This window comes from Thermosynechococcus sp. (assembly GCF_046299635.1).
In the GTDB taxonomy this organism is placed as follows: Bacteria; Cyanobacteriota; Cyanobacteriia; order Thermosynechococcales; family Thermosynechococcaceae; genus Thermosynechococcus.
The window spans coordinates 63,034-84,899 of record NZ_JBKBHV010000005.1; the positions used below are offsets into that span (position 1 = coordinate 63,034).

A 21,866-nucleotide genomic window follows, 5' to 3' on the forward strand; every position below is an offset into this window, starting at 1 on the left:
TTCCTTACGGGTCTTTTGCCATGACGGTCAGCTCCCTTGAACGAGCCATTCTCGGCTCCGATGCTGAAACGCTTGTCGATCAGCTTTTAGAAATCGGGATTGCTCTTTCGGCAAGCCAATCTCTAGAGGAACTGCTGCATCTTATTCTCACCAAAAGTCGCCAAATTACTGCTAGCGATGCGGGCACAATTTTTCTGGTACAGCGGCAAACAGAGCCGGCGGTGCTGGAATTTAAGGCGGCGCAAAACGACAGCGTAGCTCTGCTTGAGCAGGTGCACGATACCACCATTCCCCTAACGCCAACGAGCTTGGTGGGCTATGCCGCGCTGACGGGGGAATCCCTGAATATTGCCGATGTCTATGCCCTCGAAGGCAGCGAGGTGTACCAGTTCAATCGCTCCTTTGATGAAGTCCTGCACTATCGAACCTGCTCGGTGTTGGTGGTGCCGATGCAAAATGTCAATGGTGAGGTGATTGGTGTTCTGCAACTGATCAACCGCAAGCGATCGCCCGACACCCGCCTGACGCCGGCAACCACCGTGGCTCTCACCCAACCCTATAGCCCTTGGGAAGAACACATCGTGCGATCGCTGGCCGGTCAAGCGGCGGTGATTATCGAGCGCAACCATCTTTTAGAGAGCATTGAGCAGCTTTTTGAAGGGTTTGTTAAGGCCTCAGTGCAGGCAATTGAGGCACGGGATCCGACCACTGCCGGTCATTCCGAACGGGTGGCAGCGCTGACGGTGCACCTTGCGGAGGTGACTCATGAGACCTCTAGGGGGGTCTTTCGGGATGTCTTCTTTAGCGATCGCCAACTGCAAGAACTGCGCTATGCGGCGTTGCTCCATGACTTTGGCAAAGTGGGGGTGCCCGAAGCTATTCTCAATAAGCAAAAGAAATTGTTCCCAGAACAACTAGAGGTGATTCGCCAACGCTTTGCCCTTGTGCGCCGCACCCTCGAAATGGAAACCGCGCAAGCCAAGGTGAACTATCTCCTCTGCCATCCCCATACGGCTCACAGCCCAGAGCAGGCCTGTCACCACTGCGCCTTTTTGCGGCACTTGGATGAAGAACTGCGGCAACAACTGGTTACCCTTGAAACCTATTGGCAGTTGCTAGAGCAGGCCAACGAGCCGCAAATTCTCGACCAAGAACCCCTTGCCCGCCTTCAGGAATTAACCCAGTTTTATTATCGCGGAATTGACGGGGAACTCCATCCCCTGCTTACAGCCGAGGAACTGGAACAACTCTTGGTGCGGCGGGGCAATCTTACCCAACGGGAGCGGCGGCTCATTGAAGCCCACGTGACCCATACGTACCAGTTCCTGTCCCGCATTCCTTGGACCCCCCACCTGAAGGATGTGCCCATCATTGCCTATGGTCACCATGAGCGCTTAGATGGCAGCGGCTACCCCCGTGGGATTGGGGCAACGGAGATTCCTCTACAAACCCAAATGCTGGCGATCGCCGACATTTACGATGCCCTGACCGCCAAGGATCGCCCCTACAAAAAGAGCCTGCCCGTAGATGCCGCCCTCAAGATTTTGCGGCAGGAGGCTCAGGAATTTAAGATCAATCCCGATCTCGTTGAACTCTTTGAGCAGCAGGAGGTCTTTCGAGTGCTGGGGCACCAGCGCTAGGGCTGAGGGGGCGACGATCCCGAAAACGAAACCTTCCAAAGGGTTGCCGCCAGCCAATTGGTACAGGTATGGGCGACAATCGCCAAGAGTAAATTATTCGTTGCCACAGCACTATAGGCAAAGAGGCCGCCAACAACGGTTGCCCACACAGCATAGGGCCACTGCTGCCGCGATCCGGCATGCAAAATGCCAAAGCACACCGAACTGCCGATAATCCCTGTCCAGTCCAGACCCAGACTCGGTAGGAGTACGCCCCGAAAGAGCAGCTCTTCACTGAGGCCGGGCAGAATACCAATCCAAAATAAATCCGGCCACAGCAGCGGTGAAAGCACCAGTTTCAGGTAGGTATCGGAGGCATGGCGATAGGCCGGCCAGAGGTGATACAAAATAGTTCCCATGCCTGTAATTCCTAAACAGAGGGCAATCCCCAGAACAACCGTCCGGCCCTCCCAGCGCAGCGGCAAGAGTCCTCCTGAAAAGGGGGTCAATAGCCACACCCGCGCCAAAATCAGCCACAGGATGGCCGTCAATGCCATGGCCACTAGCACCTGCGTGCGACTGAGGAACTCCTCGGGCAGGGGAGACTCCGCCATAGGCCTTAAGCTTTTTGGAATTGACCGAATTGCAAATGATAGACCTCTTCCTCTTTTTCAGAGATCAGTTTCAAATCCGAGCAGGGGCGAGCCACACAGAGGAGCACATAGCCCTTTTCCCGCAGTTCAGGACTTAAGCCCATGGCATCGCCGTGGTCAACGCTCCCCTCCTGAATTTGGGCGGCACAGGTGGTACACACCCCGGCATTACAGGAACTGGGGAGATCGATTCCCGCAGCGGTGGCCGATTGCAGGAGGGATTTGTCGGCAGGGGCTTCAAAGGTGTAGGTCTGCCCCCGGTGCAGAATCTCAACACGAAAGGTTTGGGTCATTCTGCCAGTAAGCTACGAGACTACATCTCTGATTATCGCCCTAATCCGTGCGATCGCCCCCCTCCTCGAGGGCAGACTTTAGCCAGCAGCTCAAAGGGTCAGGAATGGCCACCCGTCGGCGCTCCGGTAATTGCAGGCAAATATGTTGCGTCTGAGCCACGGCCACGCGATCGCCCTCTGCCCTGTAGAGCGTATAGCTCAGCTGAAAACGGCTGTGATCTAGTCTTTGGGGGTCAATGGTCACCCGCAGGCGATCGCCACAGTAGAGGGGTTGCAAAAACCGCACCTGCGCCTCCGTAATCGGCACCATCAGGCCACGGCTACCGAAAAACTCCCGCAAATCCACCCCCAACTGGGCAAGGGCATCCTCGTAGGCCTCATGGCAAAACCGCAGCAGATTGGCAAAGTAAACTACCCCGGCGGCATCGGTATCGGCAAAATGCACTGTACGCTCATAGGCTCGCAGTGGGATCGTATTCATCTCTGCTCCCATAGAGAAAAGCCGGGGTTCTCGGCCATAGCAAAAACGTACCACAGCCTTTATTGTTAATGTAGGGTACAGCCCCTTGCCAAACTCTTGGGAGATGTAACGGATGCGTAACACCGGCAGTTCTGATCTCCGAATTCTTTTGAGTACCCTTGTGATCAGTGGATTGGTTGCAGGACTGGCCTATTGGCAACTGCGTCAACACTGGACGCTTCGCCCCTCGATTCCAACCGGTGAATCCATCCCGGAGCAGACTGCCTCGAAGTGGCAAAAAATTGCCCTTGCTACCACCCTGCGCGGCCATCAAGATGAAGTGAACGCGATCGCTCTGAGTCCCGATGGCAATCTGCTTGTAAGCGGTGGGGACGATCGCACGCTGTATTTTTGGAACTTGGCGACGGGAACTGCCCTAGGACAAGCCAAAGGTCACACCGACTGGATCTACGCGTTAGTGATCACGCCCGATGGTCAAACGGTCATCAGCGGCAGCAAAGACAAAACCATCAAACTCTGGCGCGTGGGCGATCGCCAGCTGGAGGCCACCCTCACCAGCCACCGAGATTTTGTGAATGGCTTAGCCCTCAGTCCCGATGGCCGCACCCTTGCCAGTGCCAGCTATGATCACACCGTCAAACTGTGGGATGTCCCTAGTCTTCAGGAAATCACGACGCTCAAAGGCAGTGAGGGCATCATGCTCAGCGTTGCCATCAGTCGCGATGGGCGTTTCTTAGCTAGCGGTGGCGTGGATAAGCTCATCCGCATTTGGGATCTCCCCTCCCGCCGACTCCTGCGCACCCTTGAAGGCCACACCAGTGATGTCAATAGCCTAGCTTTTACCCCCGACAGCAGCCAATTGGTCAGCGGCAGCGACAAAGACGGCATCAAAGTCTGGAACCTGACCACAGGCGAACTTCAGCATCAGTTTGGCACCGAGGGCGGGCAAGTCTTTAGCGTGGCGGTAAGTCCCGAGGGCAGCACCCTTGCCAGTGGCCACGGCGATCAAACCGTCAAACTGTGGTCTCTCTCCGGTCAGCTATTGCGCAACCTCAAGGGGCACTCTGGCGCCGTGTACAGTGTCGTCTTTGGTCAGGATCAGCTAATCTCCGCCAGTGAAGACGGCACGATCACACGATCAAGGTCTGGCGTCTATTTCCGGAGACATCCCCAGAGCGTTAGCCAACACTGCCTTCCAGCTTCAGACTCAGCAGGCGATCGGCCTCGACCGCAAATTCCATCGGCAATTGGTTAAAAACATCGCGGCAGAAGCCACTGATCATCATTGAGACCGCATCTTCAGCGGAAATTCCCCGCTGGGCAAAGTAGAAGAGTTGATCCTCACCGATTTTTGACGTGGAGGCCTCGTGTTCCACCTGTGCCGTGGGGTTTTGCACCTGAATATAGGGAAACGTATTGGCGGCTGCCGTATCTCCGATGAGCATCGAATCGCATTGGGAGTAGTTACGCGCCCCCGTGGCCTTTGGTCCGATTTTCACCAAACCGCGATAGCTATTTTGGGAGTGCCCCGCTGAAATCCCTTTGGAGATAATGCGGCTGCGGGTATTCTTGCCAATGTGGATCATCTTGGTGCCTGTATCCGCCTGCTGGTAGTTGTTGGTGAGGGCAACGGAGTAGAATTCCCCCACCGAATTCTCCCCCACCAAGACACAACTGGGGTACTTCCAAGTAATGGCTGAACCGGTTTCCACCTGCGTCCAAGAAATCTTGGAATTACGGCCTAGGCACAGCCCCCGCTTGGTGACAAAGTTGTAGATGCCTCCCTTGCCGTTTTCATCCCCGGCATACCAGTTTTGCACGGTGGAGTATTTGATTTCGGCATTGTCAAGGGCAACCAGTTCTACCACCGCTGCGTGGAGTTGATTGGTGTCGAACATGGGAGCTGTACACCCCTCAAGATAGCTAACATAGCTGCCCTCATCTGCAATAATCAGCGTACGCTCAAACTGCCCCGACTCGCCATTGTTAATGCGGAAATAGGTGGATAGCTCCATCGGACAGCGCGTGTTCTTGGGAACATAGACAAAGGAGCCGTCGGAAAAGACTGCCGAGTTCAAAGCCGCATAAAAGTTATCACCAATGGGGACAACACTGCCCAAGTATTTCTGCACCAAGTCAGGGTATTCGTGGAGCGCTTCGGAAATGGAGCAGAAAATAATCCCCTGCTTGGCCAACTCCTCGCGGAAGGTGGTGGCTACTGACACGCTATCAAAAATGGCATCTACGGCCACATTCGTCAGCCGCTTTTGCTCTGAGAGGGGAATCCCCAGTTTCTCAAAGGTTTCCAACAGGACAGGATCCACTTCATCCAAGCTTTTCAGTTTTTCCTTCTGTTTCGGAGCCGAATAATAGACGATGTCTTGATAGTTAATCGGGGGATAGCTGACCCGTGGCCATGTGGGTTCGCTCATCTTGAGCCACTGGCGATAGGCCCGTAGGCGAAACTCCAGCATGAACTCTGGCTCGTTCTTTTTGGCCGAGATGAGGCGGATAATGTCCTCATTCAGACCGCGGGGAATGGTTTCCGTCTCGATTTGGGTGACAAAGCCGTACTTGTAGGGCTGATTGACGAGGGATTGGAGTGTTGCCGACATCGAGTGTTCTCTGGTGAAGGAATGGGCAAAAGGACAAATAAAAAATAGAGTATATTAAGCAACAGAATGGTTGCCTTATCTCCTAGGACTAATTTAGCAACAAAACCGTTGTTTTAGTCAAGGGGGCGTTGTGTGACGCTCACATCCGATACTAAACAGGACATCTTACACTGCCTTCTCCGCGACGGTCACCTCAGTGCCCAGGAGTTGGCAGCACAACTGGCGATTAGTCCGCAGGCAGTGCGGCGGCATCTTAAGGATTTGGAGGCAGAGCAACTGGTAACCTATCAAGTCCTGTCGGGTACAGTGGGGCGTCCCCAATACCGTTACACGATTAGCGAGGCAGGACGGGAAGAACTACGGCAACTGCAACTCCGGCAACAGTCGAGTCAGACAAAGGGCTTTGCGGTAGAACTCTTGGAATCCGTCGCAGCCACCCTTGGCCCAAAACAGATGCAGGATGTCTTGCAGGCAGCTTGGCAGCGCAAGGCCTTGGCCTACCGCGAGCAAATGGGAACGGGTACCTTGGCGGAACGCTTGGCACGACTGGTGACCCTGCGGCGACAGGAAGGTTACATGGCAGAGTGTTATCCGGTGAGTGAGCCTAAAGGTGCTTATCTATTTACGGAGTACAATTGTGCAATTTCCGCCGTTGCCCAGTCTTTTCCCACGGTCTGTCATCATGAGTTAGAGATGTTTGCGATCGCCCTTGGGGATTGTGCTGTTGAGCGCACCCATTGGATTGTGGATGGCGAGCATCGCTGTGGTTATTTGATTCGCCCCTTGCAGTAGTATGGCCTTTTGCCCGCCCACCTTTATTCGGCAAAGTTTTCGCACCAGTATGGGCCGCATGGTCTATTACACCCCTAGCGATCGCTACTGGGGTCAGGTGCAATCTCGTCCTCCCTTGGTCTTTCTCCATAGTTTGGGGGGTGGCTCTAGCCACTATGAATGGTCGCAGGTATATCCTGCCTTTGCGGCTCGCTACCGTGTCATTGCTCCGGATCTCATTGGTTGGGGCGAGTCGGATCATCCGGCCTGTGACTACACCAGTAGTGACTACTGGCTCATGATGGCTGAACTGCTGCGCATGCTGGGCACACCCGTCACCGTGATCGCTTCATCCCTCACGGCAGGGATTGTGGTGCGGCTGGCCATTCAGCAACCCCATCTTTTTCAGCGTTTGTGCTTGGTGTGTCCCAGTGGGTTCAATGACTTTGGCGAAGATCAAGGACAGGCGATCGCTAATGCCCTGCTGAGTGTTCCGATCCTTGATCGCCTCATTTACACCGTTGCTGCTGCTAACCCCTTGGCAGTGCGCAACTTCCTTACCCAATTTATTTTTGCCGATCCGCAACGGCTACGCCCCGAAACGGTTGAAGCCTACCTTGAGGCTGCCTGTCGTCCCAATGCCGAGTGGGCAGCCCTTGCTACCCTGAAGGGCAATCTCTCCTTTGATCTGAGCCGCTATTTACCGCAGTTGACCGTCCCCACCGTGATCCTCTGGGGAGAACAGGCAAAGCTTACGCCCCTTTCGTTGGGGGAGCGGCTCTATGCCACCGCCCGCGATCGCCTGCAACAGTTGCAAGTGATCCCCAAGGCAGGGGTCTTACCCCATCTGGAGCAGCCCGAATGGGTGATCTACAGTCTGCGGCGCGATTTTTTGGGTTGAGTTGTCCCCGATACAGGTATCCTAGAAGTATTGCTTGAAGTGTAGGTGCAATGGCAGAAATTCAATTTATTCGTGGCGTTGATGAAGAAGTGGTTCCTGATGTGCGGTTGACACGGGCACGGGATGGCAGTAGTGGTCAAGCCATCTTTTACTTCGATAACCCGAAAGTTGTTCAAGAGGGCAACCTAGAAGTGACGGGAATGTACATGATTGACGAGGAAGGAGAAATTGTGACCCGGGACGTTAACGCCAAATTCATTAATGGCCAACCTGTTGCCATTGAGGCTACCTACACGATGCGCAGCCCCCAAGAATGGGATCGCTTTATTCGCTTTATGGATCGCTACGCCGCTAGCCATGGCCTTGGCTTCCAAAAGTCTTAGAAGTCTTAAATTGATCGGATGCCGATTCAAAAAGATTGTGCTAGCTTAAAGGTACAATGCCTTTTTTGTCTTTATTCAGGACACAGGGCATCTGCAAATACTATAGCGATACAGTAGGGACATCAATGGATTATCTAGAGAGCCTGCTTGACACCCTCAAATCGTGGTTAAAAAAACTGTTGGAGCTTCTAGGCGGTGCTGAACCTACCCCTGAACTGGAGCCGATCCCGATTCCCGTGCGCGATCGCCAATAGTTCATTCAGAATATCGTTATCCGTGCAGTTTTGAAGGGTTAGTTGAAGCTTGTCTTTTCATATCTTGGTGCTCCATGGGCCGAACTTGAACCTGTTGGGGCAGCGGGAGCCGGGGATTTATGGGGTTGTAACACTGGCAAGCATTAACCAATCTTTGGAGACCTTGGCACAAGAGTTAGGGGTAACCATTGAGTGTCTCCAGTCCAATCACGAAGGTGCCTTAGTGGATGCCATTCAGGCAGCAAAAGGGCGTGCCCACGGCATCTTAATCAATCCCGCCGCCTATACCCATACCAGCGTGGCCTTGCGAGATGCCATTGCTGCTGTTGCCCTACCAACCGTTGAGGTTCACCTGAGTAACATTCATCAACGGGAAGCCTTTCGCCACGATTCCTACATTGCTGCGGTGGCGATCGGTCAAATTGCTGGCTTTGGTGCTGATAGTTATTTGTTGGGGCTACGGGCACTGGTGAGTTATCTACAAAGAAAAGGTTAATGCTCCTAATTCTCGGAGGAGGGGGCGATCGCCAGCGGCGTTCCCAGTTGCCGTGCCAGCCAAAACTCTAGATGGCGTACCCAAGATTTACCATCAAGGCGCTTGACGAGAACCGGTTGCACCAAGATCGTGAACATCCCCAAGCGATTGCCCGCCAGAATATCCGTAAACAGGCGATCGCCCACCATCGCCACTTGAGCATAGGGCAAATTCATCGCTTCTACAGCCTGACGAATCTTACGCCGCGAGGGCTTGCCCGCCCCCACTAAAAACGGCAACTCCACCTGCTGGGCAATCCGTTCAATGCGGCGATGGTTTAAGTTATTACTAACCAGCCAGATCGGCGCTTGGCGCTTCATCTCTAGTAGCCATGCCAGAATTTGCGGCGGCAGATCCGCATCCCAAGTGGGGAGGAGGGTATCGTCCACATCGAGTACTATCCCCCGCAGGTGATATTGTGCCAACAGACTGGGGTGCAACTCTTCAACTGTGGTTTCAAGAATTAAATTCGGTTGTAGGAGTGCTGCCAGAGACCTAATGGCCATGGAACAGTCCACTTATAAAGAGAAATGCTTTCGTCAGCCTAGCACGATCCGCAGGGAGGGTGGGAACTGCAAAAATCCTCTCCGTTGTTACTCCAATAACAAGGGATATGCTACCATCTGAGAGAATGCCGCGTGTCAACAGATATGGCAAAGGTTCTGGTACTCAATGCCTCCTATGAACCACTCAATATTACGAGTTGGCAGCGCGCAGTTGTCCTTTTAATCAAGGGCAAAGCGGAGCAGGTTGAGCACAACGGCAAGATCATTTACAACAATTTCCCCCTGCCAACCGTGATTCGCCTGCGCCACTACGTTGTTACCCCCTACAAAGAGATTCCTCTGACCCGCCGCAACATCCTGCATCGAGATGGTCATTCTTGCCAGTATTGTGGCTACACAGGCGATGACCTCACCCTTGATCACGTCATTCCTAAATCGCGGGGCGGTGGGGATACATGGGAAAATATTGTTACTGCTTGTGTACGCTGCAACGTTAAAAAAGGAAACCGCACCCCTGAGGAAGCCAATATGCCCCTACGACAGAAGCCACGCCGTCCTCTTAGCAGTCTGTATTTTGAAGTAACGAAGCATGTGCGCAGCGGCACTCACCAAGAGTGGCGCAAATATGTCATTGGTATCTAAACGTTGTTATGGCAAGTATTGAGATCGAACACTTTTGTCAACTCTTTCCGCTTTTTGCCGCCGCTTCCCAAGAGGTGCTTTCTTCGACGCTAGCAGTAGCTTGGCATAACACCTATCCGGCAGGGCGGGCCATTCTCATCGAAGATGCGTGGGGCAATGCCGTTTACTTTATCCTCTCAGGCTGGGTGAAGGTGCGGCGACTGCGCGCCAATGGGGAGTTTGTGACCCTAGCAATTCTAGGGCCGGGGGATTTTTTTGGTGAAATGGCCATCCTGGATCAATCCCCCCGCTCGACGGATGTGGTGGCGCTCTGCCCGGCGGAAGTGTTGTCTGTGCCTGCGCAAAAATTTGTCCATGTCCTGCGCCAGGAGCCGGAGGTGCACTATCGGATGCTGCAAGTGATGGCACAACGGCTGCGCCTGACCAATAGCCGTATTGAGCTGTGGCATCAACCGCCGGCGGTGAAGCTAGCCCATGTCTTGGTGAATTTGGCACGGCGCTATGGTCAGCCGCTGGGGGGCAATGCCAACACAGCTGCGATTTTCAATGTGCCTGTTAAGGATTTAGCGGATCTGGCCGGCATTGGCGCCGAGGAAGCCCATCAACTGCTGGATAAACTGGGGGCGAAAAACTGGATTAAAATTGACGCGGCCAAGCAACAACTCCAAATCCTCAATTTGCCGCAACTAGAGCAATTGGCCCAGCAAGCAGTGAGTTAAAGTTTGATGGCTTGTTGACGAGGAGTGACCTCGCCTAGGATAACAATAGTTGCAAGCTCTTTCTGTTATGGCGATCGCTCCCAACCTTTACGAACACACATTGGTTCACTACACGGATCCGCTGCACGCCACCGAATTACTGCGGCAATATCGCCCTTACCTCGAAATGATTCCCAGTCTGCGGCGGCCGCAAGAGAGTTTAATTCCGATTCCACTGCCGATCGCCCACCTTCAGGTGCCTGCGGCTGCAACCGCGAGCCAACGTCCCCAAGTGAAGTCGGTGATGGTGCCCTGTGATCTGGTCTTTGTCATGTGCGATCCGGAGTGGAAAGTCAAAACCGACATTGAACTGCTCATCTTTATCCATCGTCCGGGGGAAAGCTTTACGGAACTACTTACTCGCTGGCGCCAATCCCAAGTGCTCCTCAGCCGCAGCTACAGTTGGGAGATGCCCTTGCCCCATCGGGATGTCTTTAGCGAGGGAGCCAATCGTCAACTGCCCCTCTTTGTGCTCTTTCCGGAGACCCTTACGGTGATCAAGCGTGGTCTCAAGGCTGCTCGATTGCCCTGCGTGATTGATACCACCATTCTCAAGGAAGAGCTGTCTTCAGCCACAAAACTTATGACGGGTTCATCGGAAAGTACAGAATAGGTTGATCCGTATCACAACTGGGACACAGGCTCCATCACTGCCACCCTCCGTGCCTAGGACAGAGAATACCACTATCGAGCTGGATTCTCGATGTTGTGAGTTTGAGTTGTCCTATGGTGGCTACCCCCATTCAACCCGTGCCCAACCGTCCATTGACAACGGATTTGGTGCGGCAGTACTTGCAGGAAATTGGCCGGGTGCCTTTGCTCACCCCCAGCCAAGAACTCCGCCTTGCCCAACAGGTTCAGCAGTACCAAGCTCTGCTCACCGTGCGAGATCAGTCCGATGATCCCCAGATCAAGCGCTATGTGGCGGCTGTGGCAGAACGCGATCGCCGGCAGCAGCAGTTGGGGTCTCGCCTCACCCGTACCCAATGGGCGTCTCTACTCAATATGAGCGTGGCTGAGCTACAAATGTGCGTACAAGCAGGTCGTCAGGCTTGGGCAAAGGCAGCGAATGTCACTCTTGCTGAACTTCAGCACATTGAGCGTCAAGGGCAGCGGGCGAAAACACAACTGCTGCAAGCCAACCTGCGCTTAGTGGTGAATATTGCCAAAAAATATCAGCATCGCGGTGTGGAATTTTTGGACTTGATTCAAGAGGGCACATTGGGTTTAGAACGCGCTGTTGAAAAGTTTGATCCGACCAAGGGGTTTCGCTTTAGCACCTATGCCTACTGGTGGATTCGCCAAAGTGTGACCCGTGCTGTTGCAAGCCAAAGTCGCACGATCCGCCTCCCGATCCACATGGTGGAAAAGCTCAACAAAATTAAGCGTGCCCAGCGGCGTCTTGCAGCTCAACAGGGGGTGATGCCGAGTCTGGCGGACATTGCCCAAGAACTCAATCTTGAGGTGTCCCAGGTGCGGGAAGTACTCATGGCCGTTCCTAAATCCGTGGCCTTAGAACAGCGGGTTGGCGCCGACCAAGAAACGGAATTGCAGGAGCTGATCGAATCTACCGCTCCCACCCCCCATGAGGTGATCATGCGCGAGTCGCTACGGACCACTCTGCAGCAACTCCTCCGTGATTTATCGCTACGGGAGCGCCAAGTGATGGAACTGCGCTATGGCTTAGGGGAGCAGCCTGCCCTTGAGATAGCGGAAATTGCAGCCCTATTGGGACTGAGTCGGGAGCGGATTCGCCAAATTGAGCACCGTGCCCTGCAAAAGTTGCGCCAGCCCCAGCGGCGACGGGAGATTCAAGACTATCTGGAGGAGTTTGCCTAGGGTGCCTCTAACTGAATGCCGTGGGGACAGCACTCACAGATCCATAAATCCAAATCGGGGTCGGGCAGGGCGCGTCGTACCCGCTGCATGATGCTGTAGCCTTCCTCGGCAGAGGGCGCGAGGGCAAACACCGTTGGCCCCGATCCCGACATCAAGCTGGCGATCGCCCCCGCGGCGAGGAAGTGCGCCTTTAACTCTGCCACCAAAGGATAGCGGGGCAACACCACCTTCTCTAGGTCATTGCGGAGACTGGCTGCCAAGGTGGCAATGTCACGCTGCTGAATCGCCTGTAAAAGGGTGGCGGATCCTCCCTCCTGGCGAGCCTTGTCCTGCTCCTGGGGGGTTTGGGCATAGGTGGCGGCAAATTCCTGCCGATAGGTTTGATAGGCCCAAGGGGTGGCCACACTGAGGGAGCGATACTTCCCCAAAAGAACGGTCAATCCCTGCAAATCAGGGAGGGGGTTCAACTGTTCCCCCCGTCCTAAGGCCAAGGCGGTTCCCCCCCGCAAACAAAAAGGAACATCGGCCCCCAATTGAGCGGCAAAGGTTTGCAATTCCTCTTGGGTGAGACCCAACTGCCACAGGAGATCCAAGCCCACAAGGACGGCTGCTGCATTGGTTGACCCGCCGGCCAAACCGGCTCCCATGGGAATCCGTTTTTCGATGAAAATTTCAACGCCCTCGCAATTGGGAAAATGCTGCTGGAGGAGGGCGGCTGCTTTGTAGGCAAGATTTCGGCGATCGCAGGGAACGGCGGGATTCGTACAGTGGACGGTAATCTGGCGATCGCGCCGCGGGATGAGTTCAAGGCGATCCATGAGGGAGACCGCCTGCATGACCATCACCAGCTCGTGATAGCCACTGTTCTCTAGGCAATTGCCGACAATCTGTAAAAAGAGATTAATTTTGGCAGGCGCCAGCAGAGAGTACACGCAGCCCCATCCTCACAACCACCTGTTCAATAGCATATTATTCTTCTATTCCCCTTTGGCAGGCTCCAGCCCGAGGTCCGCACGATGTTGGAACGCATGATTGAACTGTTGCAGTTGCCCTTTATGCAGCGGGCACTGTGGGCAGGCATCTTTACGGGAGGGATGGCGGGTGCCCTCGGTAGCTTTACCATCCTACGCCAGCTCTCTTTCTTTAGCGATGCCCTAGGGCATTCGGCGCTGTTGGGGATGAGTTTGGGGATTATCTTGGGACTAAATCCTTCCCTGATGTTGCTGCCCTTTGCGGTCATTTTTGCCTTGGGGGTCACGTATTTGCTGGAGCATACGCGGCTGTGGACGGATGCCCTCTTGAATATCATCTACTCTTCCTCCTTGGCGTTGGCGGTGATTTTATTGAGTCTGAGCGATCGCTACCAAGGGGGGCTGAATAACCTACTGTTTGGCGATATTCTGGCGGTGCGCCCGGCGGATCTCCTCCTGAGTGGTGCCCTGTGCGTGATGGTTGGCCTGTTCATCCTCCTGACGTTGCGGGTGCAATTGTTAATCACGGTGAATGAGGCCTTGGCGGTAGCGCGGGGGGCGGCGGTGGGCATACAGCGGCTGCTGTTTATTACCCTGTTGGCCTTGGTGGTTGCCGTCTCGATCAAGACAGTAGGGGTGCTGCTCATCAGTGCCTTTGTGGTGATTCCTGCCTGTGGGGCGCGCCTGTGGAGTCGGCAATTTTCCCAGTACGTAGTTTTGGCAGCCCTGGTGGGGGTCGGCAGCGCCATTGTCGGCATGTTGTTGTCGGCAGGGATGAATTGGCCGTCGGGACCGAGTATTGTTGTCTGTCAACTGGCCTTCTTTTTGGCATCGGTGGCAATTAATTCCTTGCCAAGGGGGTCGGCTCATAGAGGGTCGAAATCGCCGGCAAACTAAGGCGTGAGCGCGCTGTTAAATCGAAAGGGGAGCGATCGCCCCGCCGGAAATGATCCACTGCTGCACAGGCAATCATTGCCGCATTGTCGGTACACAGCCGCAGAGGCGGAAAAATGAGACGCAGCCCCAAGGGGTTCGCCGCTGCTCTCAGGTGTTGGCGCAGTCCGGAATTTGCCGCTACTCCCCCCCCAATCGCTAAGGTTTTGAAGCCATGATCCACTGCTGCGGCGATCGCCCGCTTGGTCAAGGCTTGGGCTACCGCTTTTTGAAAACTGGCAGCGAGATCCGCCAGCGGCAATTCATCCCGGGTTTGACGCAGCTCCGCCACCAGTCGTGCCACGGCGGTTTTCAAGCCACTAAAGCTGGAGTCATAGGGATGCACCTTGCCATCCGGCAGGCGGATATTGCCCTCCGGCAGATCAAAGGCGTCTGGATTGCCCCCTTGCGCCAAGCGATCCAACACCGGCCCGCCCGGATACCCCAAGCCCAGTAGGCGCGCTACTTTATCGTAGGCTTCCCCCGCTGCATCATCCCGCGTTTGGCCCAAAAGCTGATACTCGCCACAGCCATAGACGCCGATGAGACTGGTGTGCCCGCCCGAAACCAACAGGCAGAGGAACGGCGGTTCAAGGGTCGGCTCCGCTAGGTAGGAGGCATAGAGATGGCCTTCAAGGTGGTGAATCCCCAAAAGGGGTTTTTGTTTGACAAGGGCAAGGGTTTTTGCTGCCGTAACCCCAATGAGCAGCGACCCCACCAAGCCGGGGGCACAGGTGACAGCAATGGCATCAATGGCTGACCAATCGCAACCGGCCTCACTCATCGCGGTTGTGATTACACCGTTTATGTTTTCCAAGTGGGCACGGGAGGCGACTTCCGGCACGACACCGCCAAAGGGTTGATGGGCGCGCACTTGGGAGGCAATCACATTACTTTCAATGGTGCGATCGCGCACCACCGCCGCCGCCGTTTCATCGCAACTGGTTTCAATGGCCAGAATTCTCACCATCGGGCAAACTTAGGCATGAAGCTAGAGCCTTTCTAAGTCTAGCTTGTTTCTTTCTGGAATAAAGTTGCTGAGGGGGAGTTCTCAATGCCGTGAATTCTAGAGGGGTCAACCTGCTCTACGGTGAAGATTCGTAAGAATCTCCTAAATCCCGATCAAGAAGTAGGATATACTATGGGTTGGGCAATCTGCTCAATGTCGTGCGTGTGCCAAACGTCTTGTGGAACTGTCTGCCAAAAGTGAGTACGCCCTCTTGGCGCTCTTGGAAATGTCAGCGGCCTATAAACAGGCGGAACCTCTCCAAATTCGCCAAATTGCTGCCGTGCACAACATTCCCGATCGCTATTTGGAGCAACTGATGGCGACCCTACGCCGCAAAGGTCTCATTCGCAGTCAGCGGGGGGCACGGGGAGGCTATCTACTGGCGAAAGCACCTTGGCAAATCTCAATATTGGACGTGCTCAACTGCATTGAGGGGATTGAGTCTAAGCTGGCGCAGAAGCCCCCTGAAGACCGCGATTTAGCGCGCAGTTTGATTCGTTCGGTATGGTTAGAGGCCTGCAAAGCCGCCAATGAAGTTTTGCGAAACTATACCCTCCAAGATTTGTGCGATCGCCACCAAGCTTACCGGCAGGTGGATCTCATGTACTACATCTAGGCCGGCGCTGCGTTTCTAAATTTTTTGTCTCAAATTGGAGAGTGAGTCCCCATGAACATTGCCCCCGACATTACTGCCCTCATCGGTCGCACTCCCCTTGTCCGCCTGAACCGTATTCCCCAAGCGGAAGGCTGCGTGGCACAAATTGTCGTCAAATTAGAGAGCATGAATCCTGCGGCCTCCGTGAAGGATCGCATCGGCCTAAGTATGATTCAGGAGGCAGAAGCGGCCGGTCTCATTACCCCCGGCAAAACCGTGCTTGTGGAACCCACCTCGGGCAACACCGGAATTGCCTTGGCAATGGTGGCGGCGGCAAAGGGGTACCGTTTGATTCTGACCATGCCGGAAACCATGAGTGCAGAGCGGCGGGCTATGCTGCGGGCCTATGGGGCAGAGCTGGATTTGACCCCCGGCGCTGAGGGCATGAGTGGCGCCATTCGTCGTGCCGAAGAGATTGTCGCCTCCTTGGAAGATGCTTTCATGCTGCAACAGTTCAAAAACCCCGCCAATCCCAAGATTCACCGTGAAACCACTGCCCTCGAAATTTGGCAGGATACCGATGGCCAAGTGGATATTTTGGTTGCCGGGGTCGGCACGGGTGGCACCATTACGGGGGTGGCGGAAGTGATTAAGGCCAAGAAACCCAGCTTTCGGGCGATCGCCGTTGAACCCAGCAATAGTCCTGTTCTCTCAGGCGGCAAACCAGGCCCTCACAAAATTCAAGGGATTGGGGCAGGATTTATCCCCCCTGTGCTCAAGCGGGAACTCATTGATGAGGTGATCACCGTCTCCGACGATCAGGCCATTTATTTCGGTCGTCGTTTAGCCCGGGAGGAGGGTCTTCTTTCCGGTATTTCCAGCGGCGCTGCCCTCTGTGCTGCGATTCAAGTCGCCCAACGTCCCGAAAATGCGGGCAAGTTAATTGTCATGGTACAGCCCAGCTTTGGCGAACGCTACTTGAGCACACCCCTGTTTCAGGATGCGCTGCCCTTGGTACCCAGTTACCTGCAACACTAGGCACAAGTGGAGTTCAGAGTCAGGGGGTATTTTGTTCAAGCTATCCCCCTTTTATTCAAGTAGCCATATCATCTTCAGACCCCCTCTCGGAGAGGCATCAGCAGCAAAAATAGCAAAAATAAAAGAGGCAACCCTTAATGAGTGCCTCTGATTGCTATATCCCTAAATGCAAGGCTCTAGCGATTCACTGCCCTAGGCATCAAAGTAGAGAGTGAATTCATAGGGGTGAGGACGCAGTGACATGGGAATCACTTCTGTGTCTAGTTTGTACTGAATCCAGTTGAGAATAAAGTCTTCACTAAAAACCCCCCCCGCTGTGAGGAAGCTATGATCTTTTTGCAGGTTTTCCAGAGCCGCCATGAGCGAACCGGGAGTCGAGGGAATTTTGGCCAGTTCTTCAGGGCTGAGGTCGTAAATATCAACATCTAGGGGGCTACCCGGATCAATTTGATTCTTGATGCCGTCAATCCCCGCACACAGCATCGCCGCAAAGGCAAGGTAGGGGTTACTGGTGGCATCGGGGCAACGGAACTCTAGGCGCTTCGCTTTGGGATCGGGACCGGTGAGAGGAATCCGCACGGAGGCAGAGCGGTTGCCTTGGGAATAGGTAAGGTTCACGGGGGCTTCAAAGCCCGGAACTAATCGTTTGTAGGAGTTTGTTGTCGGATTGGTAAAAGCCAACAGCGCTGGAGCGTGCTTGAGGATACCCCCAATATACCAGAGGGCAATTTGGCTCAAATTGGCATAGCCTTCTCCCCAAAACAGCGGCTGACCATCTTTCCAAATGGACTGGTGAGTGTGCATCCCTGAACCGTTATCGTTGAAGACGGGCTTGGGCATAAAGGTCGCCACTTTGCCGTGCTTACGCGCCACATTCTTGACGCAGTATTTATAGGTCATCAGCCAGTCAGCCGCTTGAATGAGTGTGCCAAAGCGAAAGCCCAACTCACATTGACCGGCCGTGGCCACTTCGTGGTGATGCTTTTCAATGGGCACACCACACTTAGCCATGGTTAAAAGCATTTCTGTGCGCAGGTCTTGAAGGGTGTCAGCGGGAGCGACAGGGAAGTAGCCCTCCTTACCACGGATTTTGTAGCCAAGGTTACCCCCTTCCTCTTCGCGGCCGGTATTCCAACTTCCCTCAATGCTGTCAATGTAGTAGTAGCCCGATTTCTGATTTTGGTCGTAGCGAACGTCATCAAAGATAAAGAATTCGGCTTCAGGGCCAAAGTAAGCTGTATCGCCAATGCCTGTTGCTTTTAGATATTCAACGGCACGGGTCGCAATGGAGCGCGGGCAGCGATCATAGAGTTCTCCGGTGCGCGGATCTTTGATGGTGCAAATCATGCTCAGGGTGGGTTCTTTCATGAAGGGATCTTCCCACGCCGTATTTGGATCCGGCACCATCACCATATCAGACTCATTGATGGCTTTCCAACCACGAATACTGGAGCCATCAAAAGGGATCCCCTCGGTAAATGAATGCTCGTCAATTTGACTCTTGTGCACTGTCAGGTGTTGCCACGTACCGGGCATGTCAATAAATTTCAAGTCAATTAGCTCGTATTTACGGTCAATTAGGTGCAAAATGTCTTCGGGCGTTGCCATGTATAGATTACTCCTGTATTGGGCGCTCCACAGCGACACTCTATGGTAGAAAGTTGCCCTAATTAGTTTTTGTATCGGAGGCTACCAAAATTCCCTTGTTTGCGCCCTAACGGGAGGTGGCAAGGCACTGTTTGGGATACAGCAATGGCATGATCAATAATCCCAAGCCCAATCCAGCGATCGCCCCAAAGGGAAAAACCACCCAGTTGGAGTAGCGCCAAACACCATAGTGTTGCAGTGCCCACTCAAGGGGATAAAACAGCATCAAGAGTATCGCTACTAAAAATCCCCTGAGACCATACTGCGGCAGCCAATACCACTCCCGGGCAGTGGTGGAACGCTGAATCCACCAACGGGTGAGGAGAACTCCGCAAAGGGTGCCATAACAGCGCATGCACACCGCCATTTTCCAAGGGGGGACGAGCATCAAGCCCATTTCTGGCTGTGGACACACGTGATTGCCCATGGTGTAGATAATTTGGGCAATGTGCGGCAAGAAAAGAAAATGACTAGCGGCCAAGAAAGGGGCAAAAAGAGGGCCTAGCATTAATGCCGCCAGAATAACATCAGGGTATAGGGGAGAAAGCGATCGCCACCGCACCATTAGATTTCAGAAATGATACAAAACGATCAATAACTCCCTAGAATTTAACAAATTGTTCACAACAAGGGCAATCATCCCCTTGACAGAGCGGTAAGACAGACGTTGCTACTTTGAGCAGCTCTAGCGATCGCCAGAATCCATAGGAAAGCTGCTCGCTGTCCCCTTCAACCGCTCTGCTCCTCTCCTAGGAGGCTAAAGCCGCTTTTGTCACTGTCGGCAGGGGAGTAGTGTTTTTAACTGTCTTTAAGCAAGGTGAATGCCCCATCAAGGAGGCGGCAAAAAGTTGCCGGTAGAGTTGCCCCATCTGAAGGGCGATCTCCTCCCAGTTAAAGAGGGCTTGCACCCGCTGGCAGCCGTTTTCCCCAAGGGTACGCGCCCAAGCCGGGTCGGCCAAGAGGCGTTGAATGGCATTGGCCAAGGCGGTAGCATCCTGCGGCGGCACCAGTAAGCCCGTTTCTTCGGGAATCACCGTAAATTGCAAGCCACCCACCGCAGAGGCAATCACCGGTGTGCCACAGGCCATGGCTTCAATGGCCACCAAGCCAAAGGGTTCATAGTAGCTGGGCACCGCGCAGACATTGGCAGCGCTGTAGTACACGGCTAAGCGCCCATGGTCAATTTGCCCCACGAAGGTGACGCGATCGCCCAACTGGTAATCCTGCACCAATCCTTCGATGCGCCGCCGTTCGGCACCATCACTGCGCTGCGGATCACTCCCTCCCACCAGCAGGAGGCGCCCTTGGGGCACTTGGGCCATCGCTGCCACCAGCGTTTCAATCCCCTTGCGGCGATCGAAGCGCCCCACATAGAGAATGATCGGCTCATCGGCAGGCAAATTCAATTGGGCACGGGCATCTGCCACAGGATAAAAGAGGTTCAAATTTGTTCCACAGGGAATCAGGCGTGTTTGCCCTGCTTTAGAGACCCAACGCCGCAGGTAGGCTTCCTCTTGGGGGCTGGTGACGATGACGCAATCGGCATTTTCCAAGATGGCCTTTTCCACCATGAGGCGGGTTTCATCCCGTTGGGCTTGCTCAAAAGCCACCTGGTACTTCACCACCCCCAAGGAGTGGTAGGTGTGCAGCCATTGGAAATTCAACTCCTGACGCAACTGCCAACCCACCCAGCCGGAAAGCCAGTAATTGGTGTGGATCAGCGGATAGCCATATTTGGTGTGGTAGTTTTTGAAGGCTTCGACAAACTTCGGCAAGGTCTCAAAGAGCTTTTCGCGAGGGATGTAGGTGAGAGGCCCTGCCTCCAGACGGATAGTGCGACAGTGGGGGCTGTGCTCAATGATATCGGGGTCATTGGGGGAAATTTTGCGGGTAAACATATCCACCTGCCAGCCGGCGGCTGCCAACGCTTCCCCCAATTGCCGCACATAGATGTTTTGACCGCCGGCGGATTCATGGCCGACATCGGCGGCAGGATCTCCGTGAACAGAAATCAGGGCAATGGGTTGACGTGCCGGCACTTGGAGCTGAGGTGTTGCAAAGGCGCGTGGTAAAACATTTTTTGTGGTACGGGTTGATAATGCTTGCATAAATACCCCTTTAGAATAACGACCGAGAAAAACCTGCTAGAAATCAACGGTGGATTGCCTAGCTTGCCACTAGTTCTAAACTACCCTTGCGGTGCCCATTACTGACAAAAGCACCTGCTAGAACTGCTGTGTACACTGCTTCATACTCGGTCACCATGCGCTCAACGCTGAATCGCTTCCAAACGGCGTCGCGACAGGCTTGGCGATCAAGGGTTGAAACTGCTGCCACAGCAGCCACACACTCGTCAAGAGAATGGCAGAGAAAACCCGTCTTGCCGTGTTCAATGATTTCAGGCGCTGCGCCCTTGGCGATCGCCACCACAGGTGTGCCGGCGGCCATGGATTCAATCACCACCAAGCCGAAGGGTTCCTGCCACGTAATCGGAAAGAGCATGGCAATGGCGCCGCCGAGGAGCGCATTCTTCGTTGGATGATCCGCTTCGCCGATGAACTGGATGAATTCACCATCAATCTGGGGTTCAACTAATTCCTTGAAGTAGTCACGATCCACCCGATCCACCTTGCCTGCCATCTTCAAAGGAATGCCCACCCGTTTGGCAATTTCAATGGCCAGGTGCGGGCCTTTTTCCGGGGAGAGCCGCCCCAAGAAGGCCAGATAGGGCGGATCAGTAGGCTGGGGATAAAAGTGATGGGTTTCTACGGCAATGGCGTTATAGACCGTGGCAATGTAGTTTAAGTCCCGCAGTTGCCGCTGGGAATGGGAAATGCTGACGTAGTTTTGGTTGCGATATTGGCTAAAAATGCGCTCGTTATCCGTTGTAAAGCGGCCATGGAGCGTGTGCACAACGGGTGTTTTCACCAGACTGGCGTAGGGTAAAGCCGTATAGCCCACATGGGAATGGATGACATCGAATTCATTGGCGCGACTAAAGACCTCTCCTAATTGCAGGGCTTCATAGACGGCATATTCCTGCACATTGGGATCGAGGCGAATGGCGTGGGGATAGGTAGAAACCAACTTGGCTTGGGTAATCGAATCGCCACTGGCAAACAGCGTGACCTCGTGCCCTCGCTTGATTAATTCTTCTGTGAGCAGACTCACCACCAACTCCACACCCCCATAGGCCGGCGGCGGTACCCGTTCCCACAGGGGGGCGATTTGAGCAATGCGCATATAAGCCTCCTCGAACAATACGGTTGGTCACCGATGCCTTGATGCTAATCGCGCGATTGACTCAGCAGCATGGCTGCCTCAACGGTACGCAATCTGAACAAAAAAAACCAAGGGGGTAAATCCCTACCTGAAACTTCGGGAATCCGTACTATTATTTGTTATTATCGCTACATTTTGTCA

The 21,866-nt window shown here is 54.2% G+C and carries 25 protein-coding genes; 14 read left to right on the forward strand and 11 right to left on the reverse strand.

The genetic code is table 11. The features are described 5' to 3' along the window. Window positions 1-20 precede the first annotated feature (20 nt). The gene (locus ACK4IR_RS03305; RefSeq protein ID WP_409872503.1) at window positions 21-1,640 is read left to right on the forward strand and encodes an HD domain-containing phosphohydrolase; all 1,620 of its coding nucleotides are present in this window, start codon (window positions 21-23) and stop codon (window positions 1,638-1,640) included. Here the strand turns inward: ACK4IR_RS03305 and ACK4IR_RS03310 are convergent. Genes ACK4IR_RS03310 through ACK4IR_RS03320 form a run of 3 tightly spaced genes read right to left on the reverse strand, consistent with a single transcriptional unit; the run spans window position 1,637 to window position 3,046 of the window. Beyond that, window positions 1,637-2,233: a CPBP family intramembrane glutamic endopeptidase gene (locus ACK4IR_RS03310; protein WP_409872505.1), complete on the reverse strand. Its 597-nt coding sequence runs from the start codon at window positions 2,231-2,233 to the stop codon at window positions 1,637-1,639. The two genes, ACK4IR_RS03305 and ACK4IR_RS03310, sit on opposite strands and share 4 nt — an antisense overlap. 5 nt (window positions 2,234-2,238) lie before the next feature. After that, window positions 2,239-2,565: a 2Fe-2S iron-sulfur cluster-binding protein gene (locus ACK4IR_RS03315; protein WP_409872506.1), complete on the reverse strand. Its 327-nt coding sequence runs from the start codon at window positions 2,563-2,565 to the stop codon at window positions 2,239-2,241. A 40-nt stretch (window positions 2,566-2,605) separates the two neighbouring features. Then, a complete protein-coding gene (locus tag ACK4IR_RS03320; protein WP_409872507.1) occupies window positions 2,606-3,046 on the reverse strand; it encodes an acyl-CoA thioesterase in 441 nt (146 codons plus the stop codon). Window positions 3,047-3,158: 112 nt separating this feature from the next. Between ACK4IR_RS03320 and ACK4IR_RS03325 the strand changes: the two genes are divergently transcribed. Then, window positions 3,159-4,301 (forward strand): WD40 repeat domain-containing protein, encoded by a 1,143-nt coding sequence (locus ACK4IR_RS03325; protein WP_409872508.1) that lies wholly within the window; start codon window positions 3,159-3,161, stop codon window positions 4,299-4,301. On the opposite strand, the gene sufB is transcribed toward ACK4IR_RS03325, so the two are convergent. Further along, window positions 4,225-5,661, reverse strand: coding sequence for a Fe-S cluster assembly protein SufB (gene sufB, locus ACK4IR_RS03330; RefSeq protein WP_409872510.1), 1,437 nt, complete (start codon window positions 5,659-5,661; stop codon window positions 4,225-4,227). The two genes, ACK4IR_RS03325 and sufB, sit on opposite strands and share 77 nt — an antisense overlap. Window positions 5,662-5,793: 132 nt before the next feature. Here sufB and sufR point away from each other — a divergent pair, with 132 nt between their 5' ends. The 5 genes from sufR (at window position 5,794) to aroQ (ending at window position 8,466) form a co-directional block, all read left to right on the forward strand. Further along, window positions 5,794-6,453, forward strand: a complete 660-nt coding sequence (gene sufR, locus ACK4IR_RS03335) for an iron-sulfur cluster biosynthesis transcriptional regulator SufR (protein ID WP_409872512.1) — start codon at window positions 5,794-5,796, stop codon at window positions 6,451-6,453. A gap of 1 nt (window position 6,454) precedes the next feature. Then, complete coding sequence (locus tag ACK4IR_RS03340) at window positions 6,455-7,333, forward strand: alpha/beta fold hydrolase (RefSeq protein ID WP_409872513.1); 879 nt, start codon at window positions 6,455-6,457, stop codon at window positions 7,331-7,333. Between the two features lie 50 nt (window positions 7,334-7,383). Next, a complete protein-coding gene (psb28, locus tag ACK4IR_RS03345) occupies window positions 7,384-7,716 on the forward strand; it encodes a photosystem II reaction center protein Psb28 (RefSeq protein WP_409872515.1) in 333 nt (110 codons plus the stop codon). Window positions 7,717-7,841: 125 nt separating this feature from the next. Then, window positions 7,842-7,970: a hypothetical protein gene (locus ACK4IR_RS03350; RefSeq protein WP_024125381.1), complete on the forward strand. Its 129-nt coding sequence runs from the start codon at window positions 7,842-7,844 to the stop codon at window positions 7,968-7,970. Window positions 7,971-8,019: 49 nt separating this feature from the next. Next, window positions 8,020-8,466, forward strand: a complete 447-nt coding sequence (gene aroQ, locus ACK4IR_RS03355) for a type II 3-dehydroquinate dehydratase (protein ID WP_409872517.1) — start codon at window positions 8,020-8,022, stop codon at window positions 8,464-8,466. 5 nt (window positions 8,467-8,471) lie between these two features. Here aroQ and ACK4IR_RS03360 read toward each other — a convergent pair whose 3' ends face one another. Beyond that, complete coding sequence (locus ACK4IR_RS03360; protein ID WP_409872519.1) at window positions 8,472-9,011, reverse strand: YqeG family HAD IIIA-type phosphatase; 540 nt, start codon at window positions 9,009-9,011, stop codon at window positions 8,472-8,474. A 144-nt stretch (window positions 9,012-9,155) separates the two neighbouring features. Here ACK4IR_RS03360 and ACK4IR_RS03365 point away from each other — a divergent pair, with 144 nt between their 5' ends. The 4 genes from ACK4IR_RS03365 to ACK4IR_RS03380 all read left to right on the forward strand — a co-directional run bounded on the left by ACK4IR_RS03365 (window position 9,156) and on the right by ACK4IR_RS03380 (window position 12,250). Beyond that, window positions 9,156-9,653 carry an HNH endonuclease gene (locus ACK4IR_RS03365; RefSeq protein WP_409872520.1) on the forward strand — a complete coding sequence of 166 codons (498 nt, stop codon included), beginning with the start codon at window positions 9,156-9,158 and terminating at the stop codon, window positions 9,651-9,653. Window positions 9,654-9,661: 8 nt separating this feature from the next. Beyond that, a complete protein-coding gene (locus tag ACK4IR_RS03370) occupies window positions 9,662-10,372 on the forward strand; it encodes a Crp/Fnr family transcriptional regulator (RefSeq protein ID WP_409872522.1) in 711 nt (236 codons plus the stop codon). 49 nt (window positions 10,373-10,421) lie between these two features. Continuing rightward, a complete protein-coding gene (locus ACK4IR_RS03375) occupies window positions 10,422-11,024 on the forward strand; it encodes a hypothetical protein (RefSeq protein WP_409872523.1) in 603 nt (200 codons plus the stop codon). A gap of 113 nt (window positions 11,025-11,137) precedes the next feature. Then, entirely contained in the window at window positions 11,138-12,250 is a 1,113-nt protein-coding gene (locus ACK4IR_RS03380; protein WP_409872524.1) for an RNA polymerase sigma factor, RpoD/SigA family, read from the forward strand. Here the strand turns inward: ACK4IR_RS03380 and ispE are convergent. Next, window positions 12,247-13,182 carry a 4-(cytidine 5'-diphospho)-2-C-methyl-D-erythritol kinase gene (gene ispE, locus ACK4IR_RS03385; protein WP_409872525.1) on the reverse strand — a complete coding sequence of 312 codons (936 nt, stop codon included), beginning with the start codon at window positions 13,180-13,182 and terminating at the stop codon, window positions 12,247-12,249. The two genes, ACK4IR_RS03380 and ispE, sit on opposite strands and share 4 nt — an antisense overlap. Window positions 13,183-13,266: 84 nt before the next feature. On the opposite strand from ispE, the gene ACK4IR_RS03390 reads away from it, so the two are divergent. Next, window positions 13,267-14,118 carry a metal ABC transporter permease gene (locus ACK4IR_RS03390; RefSeq protein ID WP_409872526.1) on the forward strand — a complete coding sequence of 284 codons (852 nt, stop codon included), beginning with the start codon at window positions 13,267-13,269 and terminating at the stop codon, window positions 14,116-14,118. On the opposite strand, the gene tsaD is transcribed toward ACK4IR_RS03390, so the two are convergent. Next, complete coding sequence (tsaD, locus tag ACK4IR_RS03395) at window positions 14,063-15,124, reverse strand: tRNA (adenosine(37)-N6)-threonylcarbamoyltransferase complex transferase subunit TsaD (RefSeq protein ID WP_409872527.1); 1,062 nt, start codon at window positions 15,122-15,124, stop codon at window positions 14,063-14,065. The two genes, ACK4IR_RS03390 and tsaD, sit on opposite strands and share 56 nt — an antisense overlap. A 217-nt stretch (window positions 15,125-15,341) precedes the next feature. On the opposite strand from tsaD, the gene ACK4IR_RS03400 reads away from it, so the two are divergent. Together ACK4IR_RS03400 and cysK are read left to right on the forward strand one after the other, a co-directional pair. Then, on the forward strand, window positions 15,342-15,779 hold the full coding sequence (locus tag ACK4IR_RS03400) for an Rrf2 family transcriptional regulator (RefSeq protein WP_409872529.1): 438 nt from the start codon (window positions 15,342-15,344) through the stop codon (window positions 15,777-15,779). Between the two features lie 51 nt (window positions 15,780-15,830). Continuing rightward, complete coding sequence (gene cysK / locus ACK4IR_RS03405; protein WP_409872531.1) at window positions 15,831-16,796, forward strand: cysteine synthase A; 966 nt, start codon at window positions 15,831-15,833, stop codon at window positions 16,794-16,796. A gap of 192 nt (window positions 16,797-16,988) precedes the next feature. On the opposite strand, the gene glnA is transcribed toward cysK, so the two are convergent. The 4 genes from glnA to ACK4IR_RS03425 form a co-directional block, all read right to left on the reverse strand. Then, the gene (gene glnA, locus ACK4IR_RS03410; RefSeq protein ID WP_409872532.1) at window positions 16,989-18,404 is read right to left on the reverse strand and encodes a type I glutamate--ammonia ligase; all 1,416 of its coding nucleotides are present in this window, start codon (window positions 18,402-18,404) and stop codon (window positions 16,989-16,991) included. 106 nt (window positions 18,405-18,510) lie between these two features. Next, window positions 18,511-18,951 (reverse strand): DUF2085 domain-containing protein, encoded by a 441-nt coding sequence (locus tag ACK4IR_RS03415; protein WP_409872534.1) that lies wholly within the window; start codon window positions 18,949-18,951, stop codon window positions 18,511-18,513. A gap of 241 nt (window positions 18,952-19,192) precedes the next feature. Continuing rightward, window positions 19,193-20,551: a glycosyltransferase family 4 protein gene (locus ACK4IR_RS03420; RefSeq protein ID WP_409872536.1), complete on the reverse strand. Its 1,359-nt coding sequence runs from the start codon at window positions 20,549-20,551 to the stop codon at window positions 19,193-19,195. Between the two features lie 58 nt (window positions 20,552-20,609). Further along, window positions 20,610-21,686, reverse strand: coding sequence for a glycosyltransferase family 4 protein (locus ACK4IR_RS03425; RefSeq protein WP_409872538.1), 1,077 nt, complete (start codon window positions 21,684-21,686; stop codon window positions 20,610-20,612). Window positions 21,687-21,866 lie beyond the last annotated feature (180 nt).

Excerpts from the sequence above, each read along its gene's own strand:
- ACK4IR_RS03310 (WP_409872505.1), bottom strand. The coding sequence starts at position 2,233 with ATGGCGGAGTCTCCCCTGCCCGAGGAGTTCCTCAGTCGCACGCAGGTG.
- tsaD (WP_409872527.1), bottom strand. The coding sequence starts at position 15,124 with ATGGTGAGAATTCTGGCCATTGAAACCAGTTGCGATGAAACGGCGGCG.
- psb28 (WP_409872515.1), top strand. The coding sequence starts at position 7,384 with ATGGCAGAAATTCAATTTATTCGTGGCGTTGATGAAGAAGTGGTTCCT.
- ACK4IR_RS03390 (WP_409872526.1), top strand. The coding sequence starts at position 13,267 with ATGTTGGAACGCATGATTGAACTGTTGCAGTTGCCCTTTATGCAGCGG.
- ACK4IR_RS03415 (WP_409872534.1), bottom strand. The coding sequence starts at position 18,951 with ATGCTAGGCCCTCTTTTTGCCCCTTTCTTGGCCGCTAGTCATTTTCTT.
- ACK4IR_RS03325 (WP_409872508.1), top strand. The coding sequence starts at position 3,159 with ATGCGTAACACCGGCAGTTCTGATCTCCGAATTCTTTTGAGTACCCTT.
- ACK4IR_RS03360 (WP_409872519.1), bottom strand. The coding sequence starts at position 9,011 with ATGGCCATTAGGTCTCTGGCAGCACTCCTACAACCGAATTTAATTCTT.
- ACK4IR_RS03340 (WP_409872513.1), top strand. The coding sequence starts at position 6,455 with ATGGCCTTTTGCCCGCCCACCTTTATTCGGCAAAGTTTTCGCACCAGT.
- sufB (WP_409872510.1), bottom strand. The coding sequence starts at position 5,661 with ATGTCGGCAACACTCCAATCCCTCGTCAATCAGCCCTACAAGTACGGC.
- ACK4IR_RS03315 (WP_409872506.1), bottom strand. The coding sequence starts at position 2,565 with ATGACCCAAACCTTTCGTGTTGAGATTCTGCACCGGGGGCAGACCTAC.
- ACK4IR_RS03380 (WP_409872524.1), top strand. The coding sequence starts at position 11,138 with ATGGTGGCTACCCCCATTCAACCCGTGCCCAACCGTCCATTGACAACG.
- ACK4IR_RS03425 (WP_409872538.1), bottom strand. The coding sequence starts at position 21,686 with ATGCGCATTGCTCAAATCGCCCCCCTGTGGGAACGGGTACCGCCGCCG.
- glnA (WP_409872532.1), bottom strand. The coding sequence starts at position 18,404 with ATGGCAACGCCCGAAGACATTTTGCACCTAATTGACCGTAAATACGAG.
- ACK4IR_RS03320 (WP_409872507.1), bottom strand. The coding sequence starts at position 3,046 with ATGAATACGATCCCACTGCGAGCCTATGAGCGTACAGTGCATTTTGCC.
- ACK4IR_RS03420 (WP_409872536.1), bottom strand. The coding sequence starts at position 20,551 with ATGCAAGCATTATCAACCCGTACCACAAAAAATGTTTTACCACGCGCC.
- ACK4IR_RS03305 (WP_409872503.1), top strand. The coding sequence starts at position 21 with ATGACGGTCAGCTCCCTTGAACGAGCCATTCTCGGCTCCGATGCTGAA.
- ACK4IR_RS03350 (WP_024125381.1), top strand. The coding sequence starts at position 7,842 with ATGGATTATCTAGAGAGCCTGCTTGACACCCTCAAATCGTGGTTAAAA.
- ACK4IR_RS03365 (WP_409872520.1), top strand. The coding sequence starts at position 9,156 with ATGGCAAAGGTTCTGGTACTCAATGCCTCCTATGAACCACTCAATATT.
- ACK4IR_RS03370 (WP_409872522.1), top strand. The coding sequence starts at position 9,662 with ATGGCAAGTATTGAGATCGAACACTTTTGTCAACTCTTTCCGCTTTTT.
- cysK (WP_409872531.1), top strand. The coding sequence starts at position 15,831 with ATGAACATTGCCCCCGACATTACTGCCCTCATCGGTCGCACTCCCCTT.